Origin of the sequence: Legionella donaldsonii (assembly GCF_900452385.1) — a bacterium.
GTDB lineage: Bacteria > Pseudomonadota > Gammaproteobacteria > Legionellales > Legionellaceae > Tatlockia > Tatlockia donaldsonii.
In genome coordinates, this window is record NZ_UGOA01000001.1 from 1213993 (window position 1) to 1232134 (window position 18142).

Sequence of the window (18142 nt, forward strand, 5' to 3'; positions counted from 1 at the left end):
CGATTATTCCTTGCGACGTGTGTATAAGATATCAATCCCGCTTGCAGTAAGACTGGCATTGACTTGGATACTAAAAAATTTATTGAGTAAATAGGTTAGTGTGAGGACGTTACTATCTGATTGTGCCAAACCAAAGTTATAACTTAGATATAAACGTTTAGACAATGATTTTCCTACAATGACCGATTTTTTCTCGGTAGTTTGCTTGGTGTTGTAATTATACTCCGGATTCGTTTCGTAATTGAAATCTAATCCCAAGGTTTGTTTGACCTGGTCGATCATTTGTAATCCTCCTGTCCCTGAATCAAGATTCATAGAGGATATTGCTGCAAGCAATAATTGACCTCCACTCTTATTAGCACGATTAATTGGTTTTCGCAGAATGAGTAGAGACAAAATATCCCCTTGCTGCAACGTAGGGGGGTCAGAAAATAGTGCTACTTTAGGTGCATTCAATCGTCCAGTGATCTCAATTCCTACAGTTGTTTTCCTACCGAAATCCACCGTTTTTAAATTGGTTGCATTAAAATCAAGTAATTCATTTGAGCCTGCAAACGCGCTATTTGCGTTGGTGAATTGACGGACGGCTCGTACATGAATGCTAGGATTATCAATTAAACCACCCGTGAACAGTAATTGACCTTGTTTAATTGTCAAATCTTGTCCATAAGCTTTGTACTGACCATCACGAATATTTAATTCACCGCTGGCAGTCAAAGGGCCTTGGGGGAGTTGGCGCAGACGAATAGCACCCGTAAGAAAACCACGTAACCCTTGTACACTAATAGCAACGTCGTTCCCCATTTCAACACGGATATCCGTATCAAGATGTAAAGGATTGAGAGGCGGTTGTTCTTTACCTGCAAAAACCGCATCCCCAGATAAGCTAACTGAATTACTAAAGGATTGGGGTTTAATCTGGGCGTGAGGGATAAGGAGGGTACCTTTCATAGCCAGTGATGTCGGAGTAAATTCGAAGTTTAGGTTAGGGGAGACATTAATTTGGTATTCCGGTGTATTAATTAGGGGGAAACTGTCCCCCCTAAGGGTTATTGTACCTCTAACAGCGGGTGAAAAAACACCGTTACCTTTTAAGGTTAATGGTCTGCCATTTGAAACAACAGAGCCTTGTGTCTCCCAGTGCTGTGCCTGACTTTGAACTTTAATTTGTACGGGATTGAGCACAAGGCCTTGTTTGGGTAAGGAAAAACTGCCTTTTTCGAGTTGAATAAGTCCATCAATAATCGGTTTGGCGATAGTGCCTTTCGCGTTTAGAATGGCGTGGAGTTGTCCTTCTGCTTTACTAATCTCTTTATTTAAATTACTAAGAAAAGCCAGTGAATTAACGTCTAGACGGAGAGAGCCCCGCAGGCTTTGGTCATTTGCCAAACCTTTTTGCAACTGAAATTGTGGTAATTCAAGATTAAGAACTAATTGCTTGTGTGGATCAATCGTCAATTTGCCGTTGATAAGTAAATGTTGCGGATTTAAACGTACACGAAAGTTGCCGCCAGTAAATGGCAGGCTCGATAGCAAGCTGTCATCTGGTAATTGATAGCTGCCTGGGCGAACCCTGATTAGGGCCTCTCCCTTTGTTGCGCTGCTTAACGACACTTTTGCAGTAATTGAGGTTTTTAAGCCAGCTAAATCAGGATGTAGAAGTTGCAGTTGAGGGAAGCTGGCAGTTGCCTGTAATTGATAAGGTGCTTTTCCTGATAGCCATAATTGATTAGCGCCTAAGATAATTTTGCCCTTTAACTGTTGATTTTGATAATCGAGGACTGCTTTCAATAAATTGTCGCGGTAGCGGGCAGTTAAGTTGCTCTTGAGTGATAAATTGCCAAGGGAATCGCCGGCAAACGCGGTGCTTAATTTCAATTGCCGTAAGGAGGATAGCGGATTTATCTCAGCATCGAAGGATTGTGCTGTCATCTGGCCCTGAATTTGCGGGCTATTTAGGGCATTATAAACGCAGTTAAAATCAATACGGCCTTGTGCTGATTTAACCGTGCTTACCGCATTAATGCTGTGTGGAGTAATTTTGCTATTCACTTCCCACTCTGCAGCTAAAGGGGAATTAAGAGTCGATTTGAGGCGCAGCGTTAAATCCTCTGGCGAACCATCCACATGAATTTCCCCTTTACTGCTCTCCAGATTATATGCCTTATAAAGCGGCCATAAGATCGCTTGCCATTGTGCAGTGGTGTGGATTTCGTAACCATTCCTTAGTGTGCCATTGAGTGTAAGTTGGGCAGGATTAGTGAACTCACCATGCCAATGATAAAGAAAAAAATCACCGCCTAAATCAAGTTTGCCCTCTAAGGGGAATATTTTATTGGCAGACTGAAATCGCAATGCAGCTGACGCGGTAAAGGGCAGTTGGGGTTGCAGTTTGGCTTCAGCAATAATGGCAATTTGATTTAAGTTCATTGCCAGTTTTTTAAGTTTCCATTGCTTGCTTGTTAGCCTGGCTTGCAAATTGATCGCATCGATTTGATGGATTATGCCGGCCTGGGTAATTTTTGTTTGCTTGATAGAGGCGTCTTTGATAGACAGGACAAATTGTAATTGTGGTAATTGGGCGTTAGTTTTCTCAGCCCCCGCTTTCTGGGGAGATAAATCAACCGTTAAACTATCGGCGTTTAGATGTTCGATAGTAATTTGATGGTGAAACAGGGCGCTTACTTGCCATTTTAACTGGAAATTGCTGAGTTCCACGGCAAATTGTTGATGCTGATAGCGCAGATGTTTAAACGAAAGCTGATCAATTAAACGTCCTTGTAATTGCTCAAAATGAAGTTGGCCAGGCAAAAAAATAGTTACCAGTTTGGCAGTGACGTAGAGTCCTGGGGTAGTTGTCACGAGGAAAATAAACAGACTAATCACCAGGATAAAAAGCAAAAACATGCTATAGAATGTGGAGCGCAGTGCTGTAATAAGGAAACGCATTTATAAATCAGGCCCCATGCTTACGACAAACCTTGGTTTCCATCCTTTAATCCGATTAAAATGGTTATCCACCGCTTGTGCGAAACCGATTTTAATTGGTCCAATGGGCGATACCCACATTAAACCAATCCCCACATCATTTTGTAAACGTTTCAAACTTGGCATATAGACATCACCACTGTCTAAAAAACCTGTAAGATACCATTTGTCGACCGTTTCCTTCTGAATTTCAATGCCGCCATAACTAAGAATTTTCCCAGGTCCAAGCGAGTTATAGCTATAGGCTTTCAGGTTATCGGCTCCCCCAAGTAGCAGTGCCAGGGATAAAGGTAATTCATTAATGTTTGAAATTTGGGTTATCCCTTGAATAGTATGAAAATAAAAGCGTGTGCGTAGGGCCGGCAAGGTAAGCGCAGCCTTGGCGTTAATTGATGCCTGCGCAAAGCTGACTTCCGATAAGATAGCCCTACTGGCTGCCAAACCATTGATCGTCACATTATAACCACTGGGGGAAAAAAGTTTGTCAGTCGTTTTAGACCAGGTGAACGTCGCGCGTGGATATACACTGAGTTTTTCAATTTTAGGCGCACCGGTATAGTGGAAGCGTTCATACAAACCATTAATAGACAATATTCGTTGAAAGTCAGATAAAGTATGTTGTTGCGCGATTGAGGTTAGTACGGAATCACTATAACCGGCGTTATAGTTCATGTTCGCTAAATTAGTACTGATATTGTATTGATCCGTTACTGGATTTTGTCCCGGAATAATATATTGGGCTTGCAGGGAGCTTTCATTATAAGCACCTATACCGACGACATTAAATTTATGACCGGCCCGGTTTACGGGGACAACGTGAAAGCCTGCACGTCCTCGTATGCCCGTATCGGTACCGTAGCCAAGGCCTAATGAATAATTAATGCGATCTGCGCGTTGCAGATGAACATCAACAGGAATATAGCGCTGACCATTCACTTGCGGTTTGATTGCCACATTGCTGAAATAACCGCTATCAACCAAATAGTTATTTAACGTCAATAGTTGTTCTGTTGTATAGGGTTGGCCATAGTGAAAGGGGAGATAGCGGTGGAGCAATTCCGGCGAGATGTAAGTGGGGTCAAATTTTACCTGGCCAAAATAATACTGTGGACCTGTATTAAATAACAAAATAATCTGGGCATTGTACCGATTCAGATCAATTAGAATTTCAGCTTTTTCGAATGATGAATGTAGATAACCCTGATTTTCCGCAGCACCAACTAGACGTTGTTTGGCATCTTCATATTGGGCGCTATCCAGGGGCTTACCTTCCTTGAAAGGGAAGTCTTGTATTAGCCTGGTTAACTCCGAATTTTGTGCCCCTTCCCCACGAATTGCCACCTGCACCTTGGTAACAAGCATCTGTGGCCCGGGGATAATTGCAATGTGTAAAGGTTGTCTGCTTATGTGAATTTGGGGTTTAAAATACCCATAGGGCTGCATCGCTTTGGCAATATGCAAACGAAGTTCTGCATCCGTTTCCTGGCTCAGTGAAATGGTTTCATTCAATTCACTTAAGCGTAATTGGATGTTACTTAATAATTTCCCTTTCACACCACGAATATTAAATGGATTCTTATTACTGCTGGCCCCAAGGAGCAAGGGCAATCCTGTCAGAAGCAATAGAATGAGACCTATTTTTTTATTCATAAAGCGATAACATATTACATCAATAGACTTCTTTCGATGCCAGTATTTTCAGTATTCGAGTACCGTAGTTACAAAGCAGGTTCTAAATTTTGAAAAAAATCTAATCTGTTATTTCGTTTGCCTCCAATGCTTTTAGACGATAGACCAATTCGAGTGCTTCACGAGCTGAAAGATTATCGGCATCAATTTTCGCTAACTCACGCAGTACAGGTGCCAGGGGTTTCACTGTAGTTGCAGGGGCTGGTTGTTGAGGAGACTGTTGTTGAACCAGATCCAAATGAGTCGTAGCAAGATGCAAAACTTCAGCGGGAAGGCCGGCAAGTTGCGCTACTTCGAGGCCATAACTGCGATTGGCAGGGCCTTCTTCTACCCGATATAAAAAAACAATACGGCCTGTTGCCAATGTGGCTTGTAAATGAATATTTCTGATGCGATCCATTTGTTCAGGTAACTGGGTTAATTCGAAATAATGAGTCGAAAACAAACTGTAGGCCTTGACGGTTTCGGCCAGATAGATACAGGTTGCGTAGGCCAGTGCCATCCCATCATAAGTACTGGTACCCCGTCCTATTTCATCAATAAGAACAAGACTTTTAGCGGTTGCCTGGCGTAGAATATGGGCTGTTTCAGTCATCTCGACCATGAAGGTGGAGCGCCCTGAGGCCAGATCGTCACTCGCTCCAATGCGTGTGAAAATCTTATCGATAGGACCTATTTGTACCTGTCTAGCCGGTACATAACTCCCTAGATGCGCGAGCAAGACAATTAAAGCATTTTGGCGCATGTAGGTCGATTTACCTCCCATATTAGGGCCGGTAATCAAGAGCATATTTTGTTTATCATCCAGCTCTAAATCATTGGCAATGAATTGCTGTTGCAGAACTTGTTCTACCACCGGATGGCGTCCGGCATGAATGTGAATACCGGGTTTGCTAACTAATTCTGGACAGCACCATTTCAGGCTTTGTGCTCGTTCAGCAAAATTATTGAGCACATCAAGTTGGGCAATTGCCTGTGCCAATTGAGAGAGCGAAGTAATGTATTGTTGTATTTCTTCCAGTAAATTTTCATAAAGCCATTTTTCTCTTGCAAGGGCTTTGACTTCTGCGGACAAGACTTTTTCTTCAAATAACTTTAATTCCGGTGTGATATAGCGCTCAACATTTTTTAACGTCTGTTTTCGTTGATAATTTGCAGGCGCTTTCTCTGCCTGATTGCGTGATAACTCAATGTAATAGCCTTGCACGCGATTGTAGCCAAATTTCAGCGACGAGAGCCCGGAACGTTTTTTCTCGTCATTTTCCAAGGTAATGAGTTTTTCCGCAGCATGGTTGTTTAAGGTTCTTAATTCATCAAGCTCTTCATCAAAACCCGTTGCAATGACACCACCATCACGAATTAACATGGGTGGATTGTCGACAAGGGCCGCGGTTAAGAGGTTGTGTAATACTGGCTGCGCAATTAATTGTCCTGCCAGTGTTTGTGTTAAAGAGGCTTTGTTTTGGGCAACTGTTGCATGCAATTCGGGTAAGAGAGCCAACGTTTGACGCAATTGCACCAGATCACGGGGTCTGGCCGATTTAAGCGCAATACGGGAGACAATTCTTTCTACATCACAGAGTTGCCGTAAGAGCGGTTGTAACAGAGTATCTTGCTTTTTCTCAATCAGTTCTTTAACTGCTTGCTGGCGTTGCTGGATTGCACTATGTTGACTCAGGGGCCTGCCAAGCCAGCGCTTTAGCAAACGACTACCCATCGCGCAGGCTGTGTAATCAAGAACGGCGAGTAAGCTATTTTCTCGTCCTCCTTGATAATTTTCAAATAATTCCAAATGCTTTTGTGTGGAAGCATCTAATTGTAAATAATCACTATTTTGTTCCAGCGTTATACTGGTTAAATGCGGCAAAGCCTGGCGTTGCGTCGCTTCTAGATAAGCCAATAAACAGCCTGCCGCAGGGAAGGCATTGCCATAGTCTTTTTCGCCAAAAGCACTCAAATCGCTAACTGCAAATTGCTCACATAGACGTTGACGAGCTCGTTCGGGGGCAAAATCCCATGCCGGGCGAATTTTTACCCGCTCATTATTACGTAGACAATTGATAGCAATGGCATCTTGTAGCAGAATTTCTACTGGTTGCAGGCGGTTGATTTCAGCAATAAGTTGTTCTTCATCGCCTACTTGTAACAAGTGAAAACGGCCACCACTTAAATCGACCCAAGCGAGGCCATATTGCTTCGCCTGAGGATGAATGGCAAGTAATATATTGTCTCGCCGCGCATCGAGAAGCGCCTCATCGGTTACTGTTCCTGGCGTGATAATACGGGTGACTTGGCGCTCAACAGGGCCTTTGCTCGTAGCTGGATCCCCAATTTGCTCGCAAATGGCGACAGATTCACCTTTCTTTAATAAGCGTGCCAGATAATTTTCAACCGCGTGATAAGGAACACCAGCCATTGGTATTGGTTTATCGGCCGATTGCCCACGATGAGTTAAGGTGAGATCGAGCAGTTGCGATGCCCGTTTGGCATCATCATAAAAAAGCTCATAAAAATCACCCATGCGATAAAGGAGAAGCATATCAGGGTAATCGGCTTTGATGCGTAAATATTGCTGCATCATGGGAGTATGACTAACAGACATGACACTCTAAGGCGATAAGTTTGGGGAGATTCTAGCAAAAGCAGTTGAACAAGTCAGTAAAACATAGCTTGGTATCAATGTCGGGATTACCAGGGCAAGCTAAATTTTCTTATTGGTTTGTCATGGTTGCTTTTTCCAAAAGCAATCGGGATTCGAATCGCGATGCTAGCCAATTCATTAGTAAAAAGCCAAAATTAAGATACTGTAAACAGATGTCACTCCCATGAGAGAGCATTTCTGATATAAAAATTAATATTCCGATTTGCCAATTACGGTAAAATTGGCCATTATGCTAGGCTACCTTTTTATATGACATTTTTTTCAGCAATGGAGAGCATGGCCTATGAAATTTGATGCCCTTGTGCTTGGCGGCGGAATTGTTGGTGTATCGGTTGCCACTCATTTACAAATGCGCGGACGTTCGGTTGCTTTGGTGGATCTGAAATTTCCAGGAAGTGAAACCTCGTTTGGCAATGCTGGATTAATTCAGCGTGAAGGTGTGTATCCTTATGCTTTCCCAAGAGATATTGGTTCCCTGATTAAATATGCTTTGAACCGCTCACCGGAAGCCAGATATCACTTAACTTCCTTACTAAAATTGGCACCTTTTCTATGGAAATACTGGTTTCATTCTCATCCATCCCGCCACGCCGAGATTGCTCGCTCTTATGCAACGCTAATCCAATATAGTTTATCGGAACATCATTCGCTGGCTGAGGCAGCAGACGCTAAACATTTGTTTCGCTCCGGAGGGTGGCTTAAAGTTTTTCGTAGCGCGAAAAAGCAGGATATTGAAACAAGGTTTGCTGAAAAATGCCTGGCTGAGCATGGCGCCAAATTTGAGGAATTGAATGCCGACACCTTACGTCAGATTGAACCCGATCTTGATCAATCTTTGTTAGGCGCCCTTCGTTATACGCAGTCTGAGGCGGTCAGTGACCCTGGTGCGTTGGTCGCTGCTTATGCAAAGCACTTTGAGCGTATTGGTGGGCGCTTTTTCTTTGGAGATGCCTGCAAGCTATCTGATCAGTGGACACTCAAGACAGAGCAGGGCGAGATTAAAGCAGATTCTGCTGTGATTACCTTAGGACCATGGTCGGATATATTAAGTGCTCGATTGGGCTATCGGTTCCCACTGGCTGTTAAACGTGGATACCATATGCATTATGATATGAAACCGGATACATGCCTCAATCACCCGGTGTTGGATGTCGAAAATGGCTATGTTATGGCGCCAATGACACGCGGGATCCGGCTAACGACGGGCGCTGAATTTGCGCGTCGTGACTCGCGAAAGACGCCAGTACAACTTAACTGTGTAGAGCCTATTGCACGCACGCTTTTCCCTATTACCAAACGACTTGAAGAAAAGCCCTGGATGGGTTGCCGTCCATGTACCCCGGATATGCTTCCCATTATTGGCCAGGCACCTCGCCATAAAGGGCTATGGTTTGCTTTTGGACATGCCCATCATGGCCTGACTTTGGGACCGGTTACGGGACGTTTGGTTGCGGAGATGATAACGGGCTCCGATTTGATAACGAATCCCTTACCATTCAGTGCGAATCGTTTTAGCGCATGATGTTTGGATGTTTGTAGAATTTATAGATTCCTAAATTCACACTATAGTATTTATAAGCGGATAATTAGAGCCAAGAGGATTATGAAACGTAACTGGGATATGATTAGAAATATACTCTTCAAAGTGGAAGAGCTTTCACCAAATGCACTGTTGACGTTAGACAGTTTTCCTATAGATGAACACAACGAAATTTCCTACCATTTGGAAATAATGGAAGAAGCGGGATTAATCAAAGGCAAAATCCATAAAACACCAGGCGGTTCTCCGCATGGGTTCCATTTGATTCGCCTGAGCTGGCTTGGGCATGATTTTTTGGAGTGTATTCGTTCCGATGCGATATGGAAACAAATAAACGATCAGCTTGGTTCCAAAAAAGTGGGCATGAGTATTGAAAACATTATGATGATATCTCAAGGTATTTCAAAAAGACTGTTATCTTAATAATCATTTTTTCCGCTGGTATTAATCCACCTTATAGCCATGCAGCATTAAAATGCCAGTTTTAATTGCTGCCAATAGAGGTTATAAAGTGCCAAAGTCTCTTCACCAACATCGCGTTGAAAGTGGCCGCGCTTAAGTGTTTCGGCTGAGGGGTAGACAACCTTATTTTCACTCACTGATTTAGGTAATAATTCGCGTCCTTTCGCATTGGTAATCGCATGCCCTTCGGCGAGTGCGATTTTCGCACTGATTTCAGCCTGGAGCATGAAATTAATAAATTGATAGGCTTCATCAGGATGTGGCGGGCTAAGAGGCATTGCCAAACAATCAACCCAAATTACAAAGCCATCGTTGGGGTAAACAAAGTCAATTCTGTTATTTTCGGCATGCGCTTTAAAAGCATCCCCATTCCAGGCAGAGCCGGCTATGGCATCTTCATCGATCATAATGGCCTGAATGCTGTCACTGGCAAATAATTTGATATTAGGAACAAGTGCCAGTAGGCGTTGATAGGCCGCTTCAATGTGTTTGGGATCGCTATCATTAGGATTAAAGCCGAGGCTCATCAAGGCAATAGCAAACACTTCTCTTGAGTCATCAAGCAACATCAATTGCCGGCGCCAACGACTTTGCCAGAGAGTATTCCAGCTACGTGGTGTCATTTTGACGAAGTCTCGATTGAAAAAGATGCCCGTAGCCCCCCAAATTAAAGGCACACTGTAACGGTTGCCTGGATCATAGTTATTATTGGTAAAGCGCTCATCCAAATTGGCAAGATTAGGTAAGCGAGTTTGATCAAGTGGCGTGAGCATACCTTGTCTTTGCATGCGCTCAACATAATAAGCAGAGGGAAGGATGACATCATAAATACTTTTGCCACTTGCTTTTAATTTGGCGTACATCGTTTCATTACTGTCATACGTAGAAAAATTAACCCTAATCCCTGTTTGTTGTTCAAATTGTTGTATGACCTTTTTGGGAATTTCTCCTCCCCAGACGTAGACATTGACCACTTTATTGGCATGGGCAGAAAAAGAGGCCGTTATCATTAGAAGAAAAAAGCGTAGAATTTTCATACTGATTTACCCGATAAGCGATGTGAAATGATAACTAATACCATCGATATCAGCAGAGTAATCGTACATAAGGCATTCAGCTCCGGGGTTACACCTGCCCTAACCAGGGAATAAATGGTGAGCGGTAAGATATTAAAATCAGGACCAGCAACAAAGTAGCTGATAATGACATCATCGAACGATAAAGTGAAACAAAGCAAAAAGGCACTTAAAACGCCTGGCCATAATAAGGGCAGCAGAATTTTAGTTAAGGCAATCCAACGACTCGCTCCTAAATCCAGGGCACTGAAATAGATATTGGGATCAAGGGTATGAATGCGGCTATTGATTGTTAACACCACAAAAGGAATGCAGAACGTGATATGTGCAATTAATAAGCTTGAAAAGCCTAAAGGAATATTGCTGGCATTAAAAAATAAAAGCAAGGCAACACCAAGAACCAAATCCGGAATAATAATCAACAATAATAATAAGGCATACAGGAAATGGCTGTGCTTACTGCGAAAGAGAAATAGATGGACGCAGGTTAGTACGCCTATCGTAGTAGCTGCAATGGATGCGCTGAGTCCTAACAGAATGGAATGTAGAAAAGAGGACCATAACCCGCGATCATGGAAAAGTTCTATGTACCAGCGTAAAGAGAAGCCATGCCACTGCAGGGAAAATTTGGTGTTATTGATTGAGTAAACGATCAAAACCAAGATAGGAAAATAAAGTATGAGATAAACAAGACTCAAAAATGTTTTTTGCGCCAAGGCCTTCAATGCAATACCTCCTTACTCTGGCGACGATAAATAATTAATAAAATCAGTAAAAGGACTGTTAATACCACCGAGGTTGCTGAGCCCTGCGGCCAATTCTCTAACACCAGAAACTGATCTTGAATTAAATTACCTAATAAAATAGAGCGAGCCCCGCCCAGTACGTTAGGGATGTAAAACAAAGTCATTGCGGGTAATAACACCAATAAGCAGCCTGCAATAATACCGCTGGCGGTATTGGGTAAGAACACGCGAAAAAATATAGCCCATTTATTGGCTCCTAAATCCTTCGCTGCTTCAATCAGTTTGAAATCAAAACGCTCCATGTTGGTAAAAATAGGCAAGACCATAAAAGGAAATAAGTTATAAACCAGCCCGCTGATAACTGCAAAATTGGAGTATAGTAAAGCGAGTGGGGTATCGATCAAATGTAATTTCAACAGAATGGCATTGATAATTCCTTTGGATTTGAGTATGGCAATGAGTGAATAAGTACGTACAAGCGAGCTCGTCCAAAAGGGAATAATAATCAATAATAACAATAACGATTGATGTTTTGATTTAACCAGTAAATAGCTAAAAGGATAGGCAATTAGTAAGCAGCATCCCGTAGTAACGAAAGCAATTAATAGGGAACGAAAAAAAATCTTGGCAAAGACAGGTGTTAGTAGGGCGGTGTAATTGGTTAATGTAAAGGGTAAGCTCACCAGATGGCTGCTATCTCGCGATAAAAAACTGGCTATCAAGACCAAACCTAGGGGAATAAAACTAAAAATGAATAGCCAGGTATAAGTCAAGTAAAGAGACGGTGATTTAACGTTCATCTTAATTCTCAGCACCAGGATTATTGATGTTCATAAGGTAATAGGACTTCCCAGCCGGGTAACCACTCTACCCAAACCGTTTCATTGGCCACATATTCCAGCTTATCATCGTCCTCATCAAAAAACTCCGATGCATTGATGATTTTTCCAGAGGGTAGTTCTACTTTGAGATCAACGGTAGACCCTTTATAGACAATATCGACTATCTTTCCCGGCAGCATTTCTTGCGTATCTTCTACTTCATTAAGACTCCACACCCGAATATCCTCAGGTCGAATGATTAGATGTGCTTTATCACCTGGCTTAAACCGAGCTGTGTTTTTACAGCGTAGTGTAACGGATTCAATTTTGGTGAGTAAGTCTTGCTCATCCAGGGCATCCACAGAGATATCGAAAATATTGGCTTCGCCGATGAACATTGCCACATGAAGATTGCTTGGCGTTTCATACACTTCCCTTGGTGTACCGATTTGCTCAATATGACCGTGATTAAAGATAACAATTCTGTCCGACATAGACAGGGCTTCTTCCTGATCATGGGTGACGAAAATAAAGGTCATCTTTAACGCTTTTTGCAATTGCTTAAGTTCATATTGCATGTCTTTGCGTAAGCGGTAATCCAGCGAGCTTAAGGGTTCATCAAGTAGTAAGACTTGTGGTCGATTGATTACTGCACGAGCAATTGCGACACGTTGTTGCTGGCCACCACTTAATTGTTTGATGTTACGTTCACCAAAGGCTTCTAATTGCACCAGACGCAGGGTTTCTGTAACTCGCTGCGCAATTTCGCTTTCCTTAACACGTTTACAACGCAAGGCAAAGGCGACATTTTCATAAACGGATAAATGGGGAAATAAGGCATAACTTTGAAAAACGGTATGAACATCACGTTTTTGTGGTGGCAATAAATTAACGCATTGGCCATTAATATAAATAGCGCCAGCTGTAGGCTGCTCAAAGCCTGAGATCAAACGCAGCAGGGTAGTTTTTCCACAGCCGGAGGGGCCAAGCAGAGTCAGGAATTCGCCGTTGTATACTGATAAAGAAATATTATTCAGTATCGTAGCACCACCATAGACTTTATCAATCTGCTTAATTTCTATAAGAGGGGTGTTGTTCATGCTTGCGCCGCACAAAATAGAAGAATTATGCGGTTTGCAGGATGGCTTGTCCAGTGCATTGTATCTTTTGCATGCAGATGGGAATCGGGTGATTCCCATCTGCGCTAGGAAGACAATGTCGTTTTGTAGATACGGATGCCGTGCATAAGGCACGGCAGGTTGACAGATTATTGCCAGCTTGAAATAGGTTGATAGGGTGGTTCCCCACTACAAGTTTGGGATATACCACCGTTATTACAAATAACGAGTCCCGTTTCATCTGTGGAGAAAACCCCACCTTGCCATAAGCAGCAACCCTGCAATTTTTCTAAATCCATCACCGCATGTCGAGTACAATAGCAGGATGAGAAATAGCCATTATTACACACGTAGCGACCTGCTGATGAATCGCAGTAATTAATACCACCCATATCACCACAGCATACAGTTTTAGCACAGCTTGGTATGTAAGGTTGGTCGTATCTACATCGAGGGTCATTAGGCGAAATAATCTCGGCGTTTACAGAGAAAGCAAGAAAAAAAAAGGTGATGGCAAGCAGACAACACTTTAGGCGCATGAGGGATCCCATCAATTAATATTTTTCTAGCATACCATAGGTACGGAATTAAAAAGAAGTTATCTTATTGATCTAACAATGACATTATTTTTGAGGACTCCTTTTTCTTCATTCGTAAAAGATTGGTTTTAGCCTACAATGACGACTGTTAAAACCCTGGCTGCTTGCAACGGGGTTATTTGTTTTTCAATGTCTTGAGACAATCGATGAGAAGCTAGTCTTCAACTGCATCAAGTATCGGGATCGTTTTTTCTAATTCTTGCATGTCCAATTCCACCGATTCAATTTTTTGAAAACGTTGGGTAATTTTTTTAGCCGAAGTACTGACTTCACTGACATCCTGATGAGCAAGATCAATATGTTTGGATAATTTGTCCATTCGTTTTTCAAAACGTTGGAAATCATCGGCCAAGGCATGCAAATGTTTCTGGATGATATGGATTTGCTTACGGGTGGCATCGTCTTTTAGAACAGCTCTTGCTGTCGTTAAGACAGCCATTAAAGTGTTGGGTGAAACAAGCCAGACTTTCAATCGTTGGGCGAGGGCAATCACTTCTGGGTAGTTGGCATGAATTTCGGCAAAAATGGCTTCGGCTGGAATAAACATGACTGCGCCATCGGTGGTTTCATTAGGGATAATGTATTTTTCAGCGATGTCTTTGATATGTTTTTGCAAATCTTGACGAAATTGTTGCTGTAATGATTTTCTCTCAACGGAGGTCGCATCTGTATTCATCAGCTTTTGGAAAGTTTCCAATGGAAATTTGGCATCAATGACGACATTGCCTGTCGGCTCAGGAAGGAACAAAATACAATCCGCTCTTTTTTGATTGCTCAGTGTGTATTGCATACGATAATGGGTGCTGGGAATCATATTAGCAATCAACGTTGATAATTGGACTTCACCAAAAGCACCGCGTGCCCGTTTGTCTACCAAGACATCTTGTAAACTGACCACATGGGAAGACAACTCCGTAATTTTTTTCTGTGCTTCATCAATAATGGTCAAGCGCTTAACGACATCAGTGAACGTTGAGGATGTTTTCTCAAAGCCCTCAGTTAATTTATGATTCACTTGCTGGGTGAGGCTATGAAGATGATTGCGTATTTCTTCTGTCAACGTTTGCAGATGAGAGGAGAGCGAACTGGCATGCTGTTTAAAGCTGTGGCTCATTTGTTCCCTGACATCGGTCATTTGTCGTTGTACAATGTCACTGATTAATTGCTGGCTCGTTAACTGACCCTGCATAATTTTTTCGCTAATACTATGCTGACTCGCTTGGTAACCTTGCTGCAATTCAAGATGCAGCTGATGCAATTGGTTGGTGAACAATTGCTGTGTTTTATCGAGCTGGGCTTCAGTGTGTTGACGTTGTTGGTATTGACGGCGGATAAGCCACAATAAAAGACAGAATTGGAGGGCAATCGCTATGGCGATACCCTCAAGCAATGAAAAATCAGCAAAATAAGCCATTATTCCCCTAGTTTGGTGAGTGCAATCGGCGTATCAAATTCAAAAACCTGTTTTAATTGACCCAAATCGGTTAAATGAATATAGCCAAGATAATAAGGTGCTTTATAATTACTTTTTAGCTCGGAATCAAATGAAAAATCCAAATTATGGAGACCGGCAGTTAGCCATGCAGCAGTTTGCGCTGTTTGCATGGGGTGTATTTTTCCTGCTTTATCACTACCATAAAGAACGACTTGCAAGGCATAGCGGCTATCAGTAGCTGCTTCAACGCTCGCAGAAAAAGTTAGCGGGCCAGTTCCTGTTTTTTTGATTTCCCGAATCGCTGCGGAGGGAATAATATAAGAAAAAGCAGAATGCCCTTGTCGCTTAATGGTTTGCGCATTAAGTGTTGTAGTCGTTTTGACTTCCACATACCAATTCCCTCCCTGGCTATCTTTATCACATAGGAGGGTTGCATGCCCTTCGTAGTTTTCATCTTCTATTTTTTCCAGATTTAAAGGAATGGTGTCCCCACTTGCATTGACTAAAGAAGCATCAATGGCATCAATGCGATAATGCTGTTCCTCATCTTGAAAAGAAATGGTTGCCACTAATTCATCTCCGTATTGATAGTGAGCCTTATCCGTCTTGACGTGTAAATAGGTTTTTGCATCCTTATCAAAAACGTGGATAAGGTAATTTTCATCATCTTTTAGGCCAGGTGTAGAACTACTTAAGACAAATTCTCCGGCACCTAGTTCCGGTTTTAATTGTAAGAGAATTAGATCGCGACCATTAAAGAAAGTATTTTGTAGCGCTTCTTCTTTGGAAAATAAGGAAGAGGCTTCAAGGAGGGTCAAATCAAGACCCTTACTATTTTTAATGCGAAAGTCAGGTTTGGCAGGTAATTTTCGATTTAAAGGTGTAATACGAATAATGGCTCCAGGTGCTTGTGTATTGATAACAAGCCCCTTTTTTAATTGTCCAAAGGTTGTTTTTATCTTGTATTTACGGCTTTTTTGTTGATGCTTTGTTTTATGCCCTAAAGGATTATTATTGGTTGGCCAACTTGTACTGAGAGTCTCTCGTGGGAGATTTTCACAACGCTTGCAATCATAGGGTTTAAGTGCTTGCTGCGGGAAGGTCATTGCCTGCGCTTGTAGTGTCCCTAATAAGATTAAAACAAATAGCTGACCTCTCATTGAATTGCTCCTTGTGCAAATAGTGCTTTCCGTAGAATATCGTCCAAACCAAAGCATGAATGGCGGCTTTGATTATGGCTCAAAGGGGTTTGTTGTTTCGTTTTTTGCCAATCATAAAACCAGAAAAGACCAGCGGTCATTTGTGAATCACAATCCAAAAAACCATCTGAGCAGTCATCCAGATAACGTTGGGTGATTTTTAATGCCGCATTCAATAGGTATTGATTGCAATAGCTTTCCTTGTCTAGCGGTGAGGCATTAACATCGGAGCCGACAATAACGTGAAAAGGAATTGGTAAAGAAGGTCGTCCTTTACTACCAAATAACATTTCATCATTAAAGAGCGCCATATCGCCAACGCGCTGTTGCTTTACCGAATCATTGCGATAACCGAGCAACCAGGCTACCTCATCCTCAAACCCATTGCCATCAATTGCTTCGTCAGCTAAGGGTGTACCGCCACTGGACGGTGCAATAGCAATGACGTGATGGATTTTTTTAGACAAAAGCATGAAACGCGGATCATAGGTGGGATTGGAAAGGATCCAACGCATGACATTTGCACCATTCGAATGCGTATAAACCGTCAAATGTTTAATTTGTTTTTCATGAACAAATTCGAGTAATTGGCTAGCCAGGCATCCTGCGGCTTCTTCATGCCACATGTAATGGCTAAAATCGCAATGAACGATGTAGTGGTTTGCTGGATTGGGAAGCGCTGAAGCCAGTGAATTGATAAAACTCCTTTTCCAATAACCACCATCAGCATCTTCGCGATGGTCATTGGTGCCATGTACAAAAGCAATACCCATATTCTTATCTGGTGTTTCTGAGCATGCTCCAAAAGAAACCAGAAAAAGAAAAAAACAGACAAAAAAACGCGGGAAGTCCATTTCATCATCCTTGTTTAAAAGTCAATCACACCCATCTATAACACACTCATCTGCCTGACAGCAAGATTAAAAAATAACAATAAAATTTAACACGTTAAATGTCGAATTATTGGCTTTTTAAGTCCTAATTGTCATTCCATTGGCAAGAAAAAAATTAGGATGTCTCTGAGGGATTGAGAGCGGGGCGTAATTAGGGTTATTTTCCTTAATTTAGTTCAGCAACCTCACATTGTGATTGGTATTATTACATCAAAGAGGGGGGGTACCCCATGCTGATGGAATAGCTATTGCAAAAGCAAAGTGCCTGCGATGCATAGAACCAGGGTTAGAGATTGGTTGTATGCACATGAGGGTGGTATTTAATCTGGATTCACTGCAAAATAAATTTCTATTCGGGTCGCCTGTAGGGTGGTTTCCTTTTAGGGAAAAGCGGGCGCTCTTTAACGCCTCCAGAAACATTTTCTAAATCACCGGGTTTAATTTTGCTAGCCTCTTTTGACTCTTTCATCTGTTTTTTGGTTATCTTGGGCATGAGAATCTCCTAAAAAATTAGGTATTTTGAGTATAGCAGTTGTAGGTTGAACTCCTTGCCTGCCCCCAGGTCGGGCCAGGGGGACCGACTTACTTTTAAAAGAACACGAGCAAGGTGAGACTGTTCCTGTCCAGGCAGTGGATTATTGAAAACATTCATGGTCTTTAAGCGTTTTACTTGCGTAAAAAGCTAACAAACCTTCAAAGTCACGTCGAAAAAATGGGGGGTATGCCGTTTCTTGAGACAGAAACGTTGAAAAAAGAGGAGTAAATCGAATACCATGGCTTCAGCCATCATTGTCTCCTTGGGAGCTAATTGTGGTTAGCTGGTAGTTGTTTATTAATTTAAAAACGCGCTTAAATCTTTTTTATTCCGCAGTGAGTCGCAACAGAAAATTGCGTGTTTTCTTAGCACTCCCGGT

The 18142-nt window shown here is 42.2% G+C and carries 14 protein-coding genes; 2 read left to right on the forward strand and 12 right to left on the reverse strand.

The annotated features are described in order from the left end of the window. Positions 1–3 precede the first annotated feature (3 nt). From DYC89_RS05720 to mutS, 3 genes are all read right to left on the reverse strand, one after another. Positions 4–2949 (reverse strand): translocation/assembly module TamB domain-containing protein, encoded by a 2946-nt coding sequence (locus DYC89_RS05720; RefSeq protein WP_115220901.1) that lies wholly within the window; start codon positions 2947–2949, stop codon positions 4–6. Continuing rightward, positions 2950–4638 (reverse strand): autotransporter assembly complex protein TamA, encoded by a 1689-nt coding sequence (locus DYC89_RS05725; protein ID WP_115220902.1) that lies wholly within the window; start codon positions 4636–4638, stop codon positions 2950–2952. A 100-nt stretch (positions 4639–4738) separates the two neighbouring features. Beyond that, positions 4739–7279, reverse strand: coding sequence for a DNA mismatch repair protein MutS (gene mutS / locus DYC89_RS05730; RefSeq protein ID WP_115220903.1), 2541 nt, complete (start codon positions 7277–7279; stop codon positions 4739–4741). A gap of 343 nt (positions 7280–7622) precedes the next feature. Here mutS and DYC89_RS05735 point away from each other — a divergent pair, with 343 nt between their 5' ends. Further along, a complete protein-coding gene (locus tag DYC89_RS05735) occupies positions 7623–8861 on the forward strand; it encodes an NAD(P)/FAD-dependent oxidoreductase (protein ID WP_115220904.1) in 1239 nt (412 codons plus the stop codon). An 81-nt stretch (positions 8862–8942) separates the two neighbouring features. Continuing rightward, entirely contained in the window at positions 8943–9302 is a 360-nt protein-coding gene (locus DYC89_RS05740; RefSeq protein ID WP_115220905.1) for a DUF2513 domain-containing protein, read from the forward strand. A 47-nt stretch (positions 9303–9349) separates the two neighbouring features. Here DYC89_RS05740 and DYC89_RS05745 read toward each other — a convergent pair whose 3' ends face one another. The 9 genes from DYC89_RS05745 to DYC89_RS16485 all read right to left on the reverse strand — a co-directional run bounded on the left by DYC89_RS05745 (position 9350) and on the right by DYC89_RS16485 (position 17721). Continuing rightward, positions 9350–10378 carry an ABC transporter substrate-binding protein gene (locus DYC89_RS05745; protein WP_115220906.1) on the reverse strand — a complete coding sequence of 343 codons (1029 nt, stop codon included), beginning with the start codon at positions 10376–10378 and terminating at the stop codon, positions 9350–9352. Then, positions 10375–11142 carry an ABC transporter permease subunit gene (locus DYC89_RS05750; protein WP_115220907.1) on the reverse strand — a complete coding sequence of 256 codons (768 nt, stop codon included), beginning with the start codon at positions 11140–11142 and terminating at the stop codon, positions 10375–10377. Before DYC89_RS05750 ends, DYC89_RS05745 begins: the two co-directional genes overlap by 4 nt. Continuing rightward, positions 11139–11963 carry an ABC transporter permease gene (locus DYC89_RS05755; RefSeq protein ID WP_115220908.1) on the reverse strand — a complete coding sequence of 275 codons (825 nt, stop codon included), beginning with the start codon at positions 11961–11963 and terminating at the stop codon, positions 11139–11141. Before DYC89_RS05755 ends, DYC89_RS05750 begins: the two co-directional genes overlap by 4 nt. Before the next feature lie 20 nt (positions 11964–11983). Beyond that, complete coding sequence (gene potA, locus DYC89_RS05760) at positions 11984–13084, reverse strand: spermidine/putrescine ABC transporter ATP-binding protein PotA (protein WP_115220909.1); 1101 nt, start codon at positions 13082–13084, stop codon at positions 11984–11986. Positions 13085–13251: 167 nt separating this feature from the next. Further along, a complete protein-coding gene (locus DYC89_RS05765) occupies positions 13252–13641 on the reverse strand; it encodes a neurogenic locus notch (protein ID WP_115220910.1) in 390 nt (129 codons plus the stop codon). A gap of 214 nt (positions 13642–13855) precedes the next feature. Further along, positions 13856–15115: a DNA recombination protein RmuC gene (locus tag DYC89_RS05770; protein WP_115220911.1), complete on the reverse strand. Its 1260-nt coding sequence runs from the start codon at positions 15113–15115 to the stop codon at positions 13856–13858. Next, on the reverse strand, positions 15115–16296 hold the full coding sequence (locus tag DYC89_RS05775) for a DUF4785 domain-containing protein (protein ID WP_181879332.1): 1182 nt from the start codon (positions 16294–16296) through the stop codon (positions 15115–15117). The genes DYC89_RS05770 and DYC89_RS05775 overlap by 1 nt, the downstream gene beginning before the upstream one ends. After that, the gene (locus DYC89_RS05780) at positions 16293–17189 is read right to left on the reverse strand and encodes a hypothetical protein (protein ID WP_181879333.1); all 897 of its coding nucleotides are present in this window, start codon (positions 17187–17189) and stop codon (positions 16293–16295) included. Before DYC89_RS05780 ends, DYC89_RS05775 begins: the two co-directional genes overlap by 4 nt. A 388-nt stretch (positions 17190–17577) precedes the next feature. Continuing rightward, a complete protein-coding gene (locus DYC89_RS16485) occupies positions 17578–17721 on the reverse strand; it encodes a hypothetical protein (protein ID WP_181879334.1) in 144 nt (47 codons plus the stop codon). Positions 17722–18142: the final 421 nt, after the last annotated feature.

Excerpts from the sequence above, each read along its gene's own strand:
- DYC89_RS05755 (WP_115220908.1), bottom strand. The coding sequence starts at position 11,963 with ATGAACGTTAAATCACCGTCTCTTTACTTGACTTATACCTGGCTATTC.
- DYC89_RS05775 (WP_181879332.1), bottom strand. The coding sequence starts at position 16,296 with ATGAGAGGTCAGCTATTTGTTTTAATCTTATTAGGGACACTACAAGCG.
- DYC89_RS05765 (WP_115220910.1), bottom strand. The coding sequence starts at position 13,641 with ATGCGCCTAAAGTGTTGTCTGCTTGCCATCACCTTTTTTTTTCTTGCT.
- DYC89_RS16485 (WP_181879334.1), bottom strand. The coding sequence starts at position 17,721 with ATGCCCAAGATAACCAAAAAACAGATGAAAGAGTCAAAAGAGGCTAGC.
- DYC89_RS05745 (WP_115220906.1), bottom strand. The coding sequence starts at position 10,378 with ATGAAAATTCTACGCTTTTTTCTTCTAATGATAACGGCCTCTTTTTCT.
- mutS (WP_115220903.1), bottom strand. The coding sequence starts at position 7,279 with ATGTCTGTTAGTCATACTCCCATGATGCAGCAATATTTACGCATCAAA.
- DYC89_RS05780 (WP_181879333.1), bottom strand. The coding sequence starts at position 17,189 with ATGGACTTCCCGCGTTTTTTTGTCTGTTTTTTTCTTTTTCTGGTTTCT.
- DYC89_RS05720 (WP_115220901.1), bottom strand. The coding sequence starts at position 2,949 with ATGCGTTTCCTTATTACAGCACTGCGCTCCACATTCTATAGCATGTTT.
- DYC89_RS05735 (WP_115220904.1), top strand. The coding sequence starts at position 7,623 with ATGAAATTTGATGCCCTTGTGCTTGGCGGCGGAATTGTTGGTGTATCG.
- DYC89_RS05770 (WP_115220911.1), bottom strand. The coding sequence starts at position 15,115 with ATGGCTTATTTTGCTGATTTTTCATTGCTTGAGGGTATCGCCATAGCG.
- potA (WP_115220909.1), bottom strand. The coding sequence starts at position 13,084 with ATGAACAACACCCCTCTTATAGAAATTAAGCAGATTGATAAAGTCTAT.
- DYC89_RS05740 (WP_115220905.1), top strand. The coding sequence starts at position 8,943 with ATGAAACGTAACTGGGATATGATTAGAAATATACTCTTCAAAGTGGAA.
- DYC89_RS05725 (WP_115220902.1), bottom strand. The coding sequence starts at position 4,638 with ATGAATAAAAAAATAGGTCTCATTCTATTGCTTCTGACAGGATTGCCC.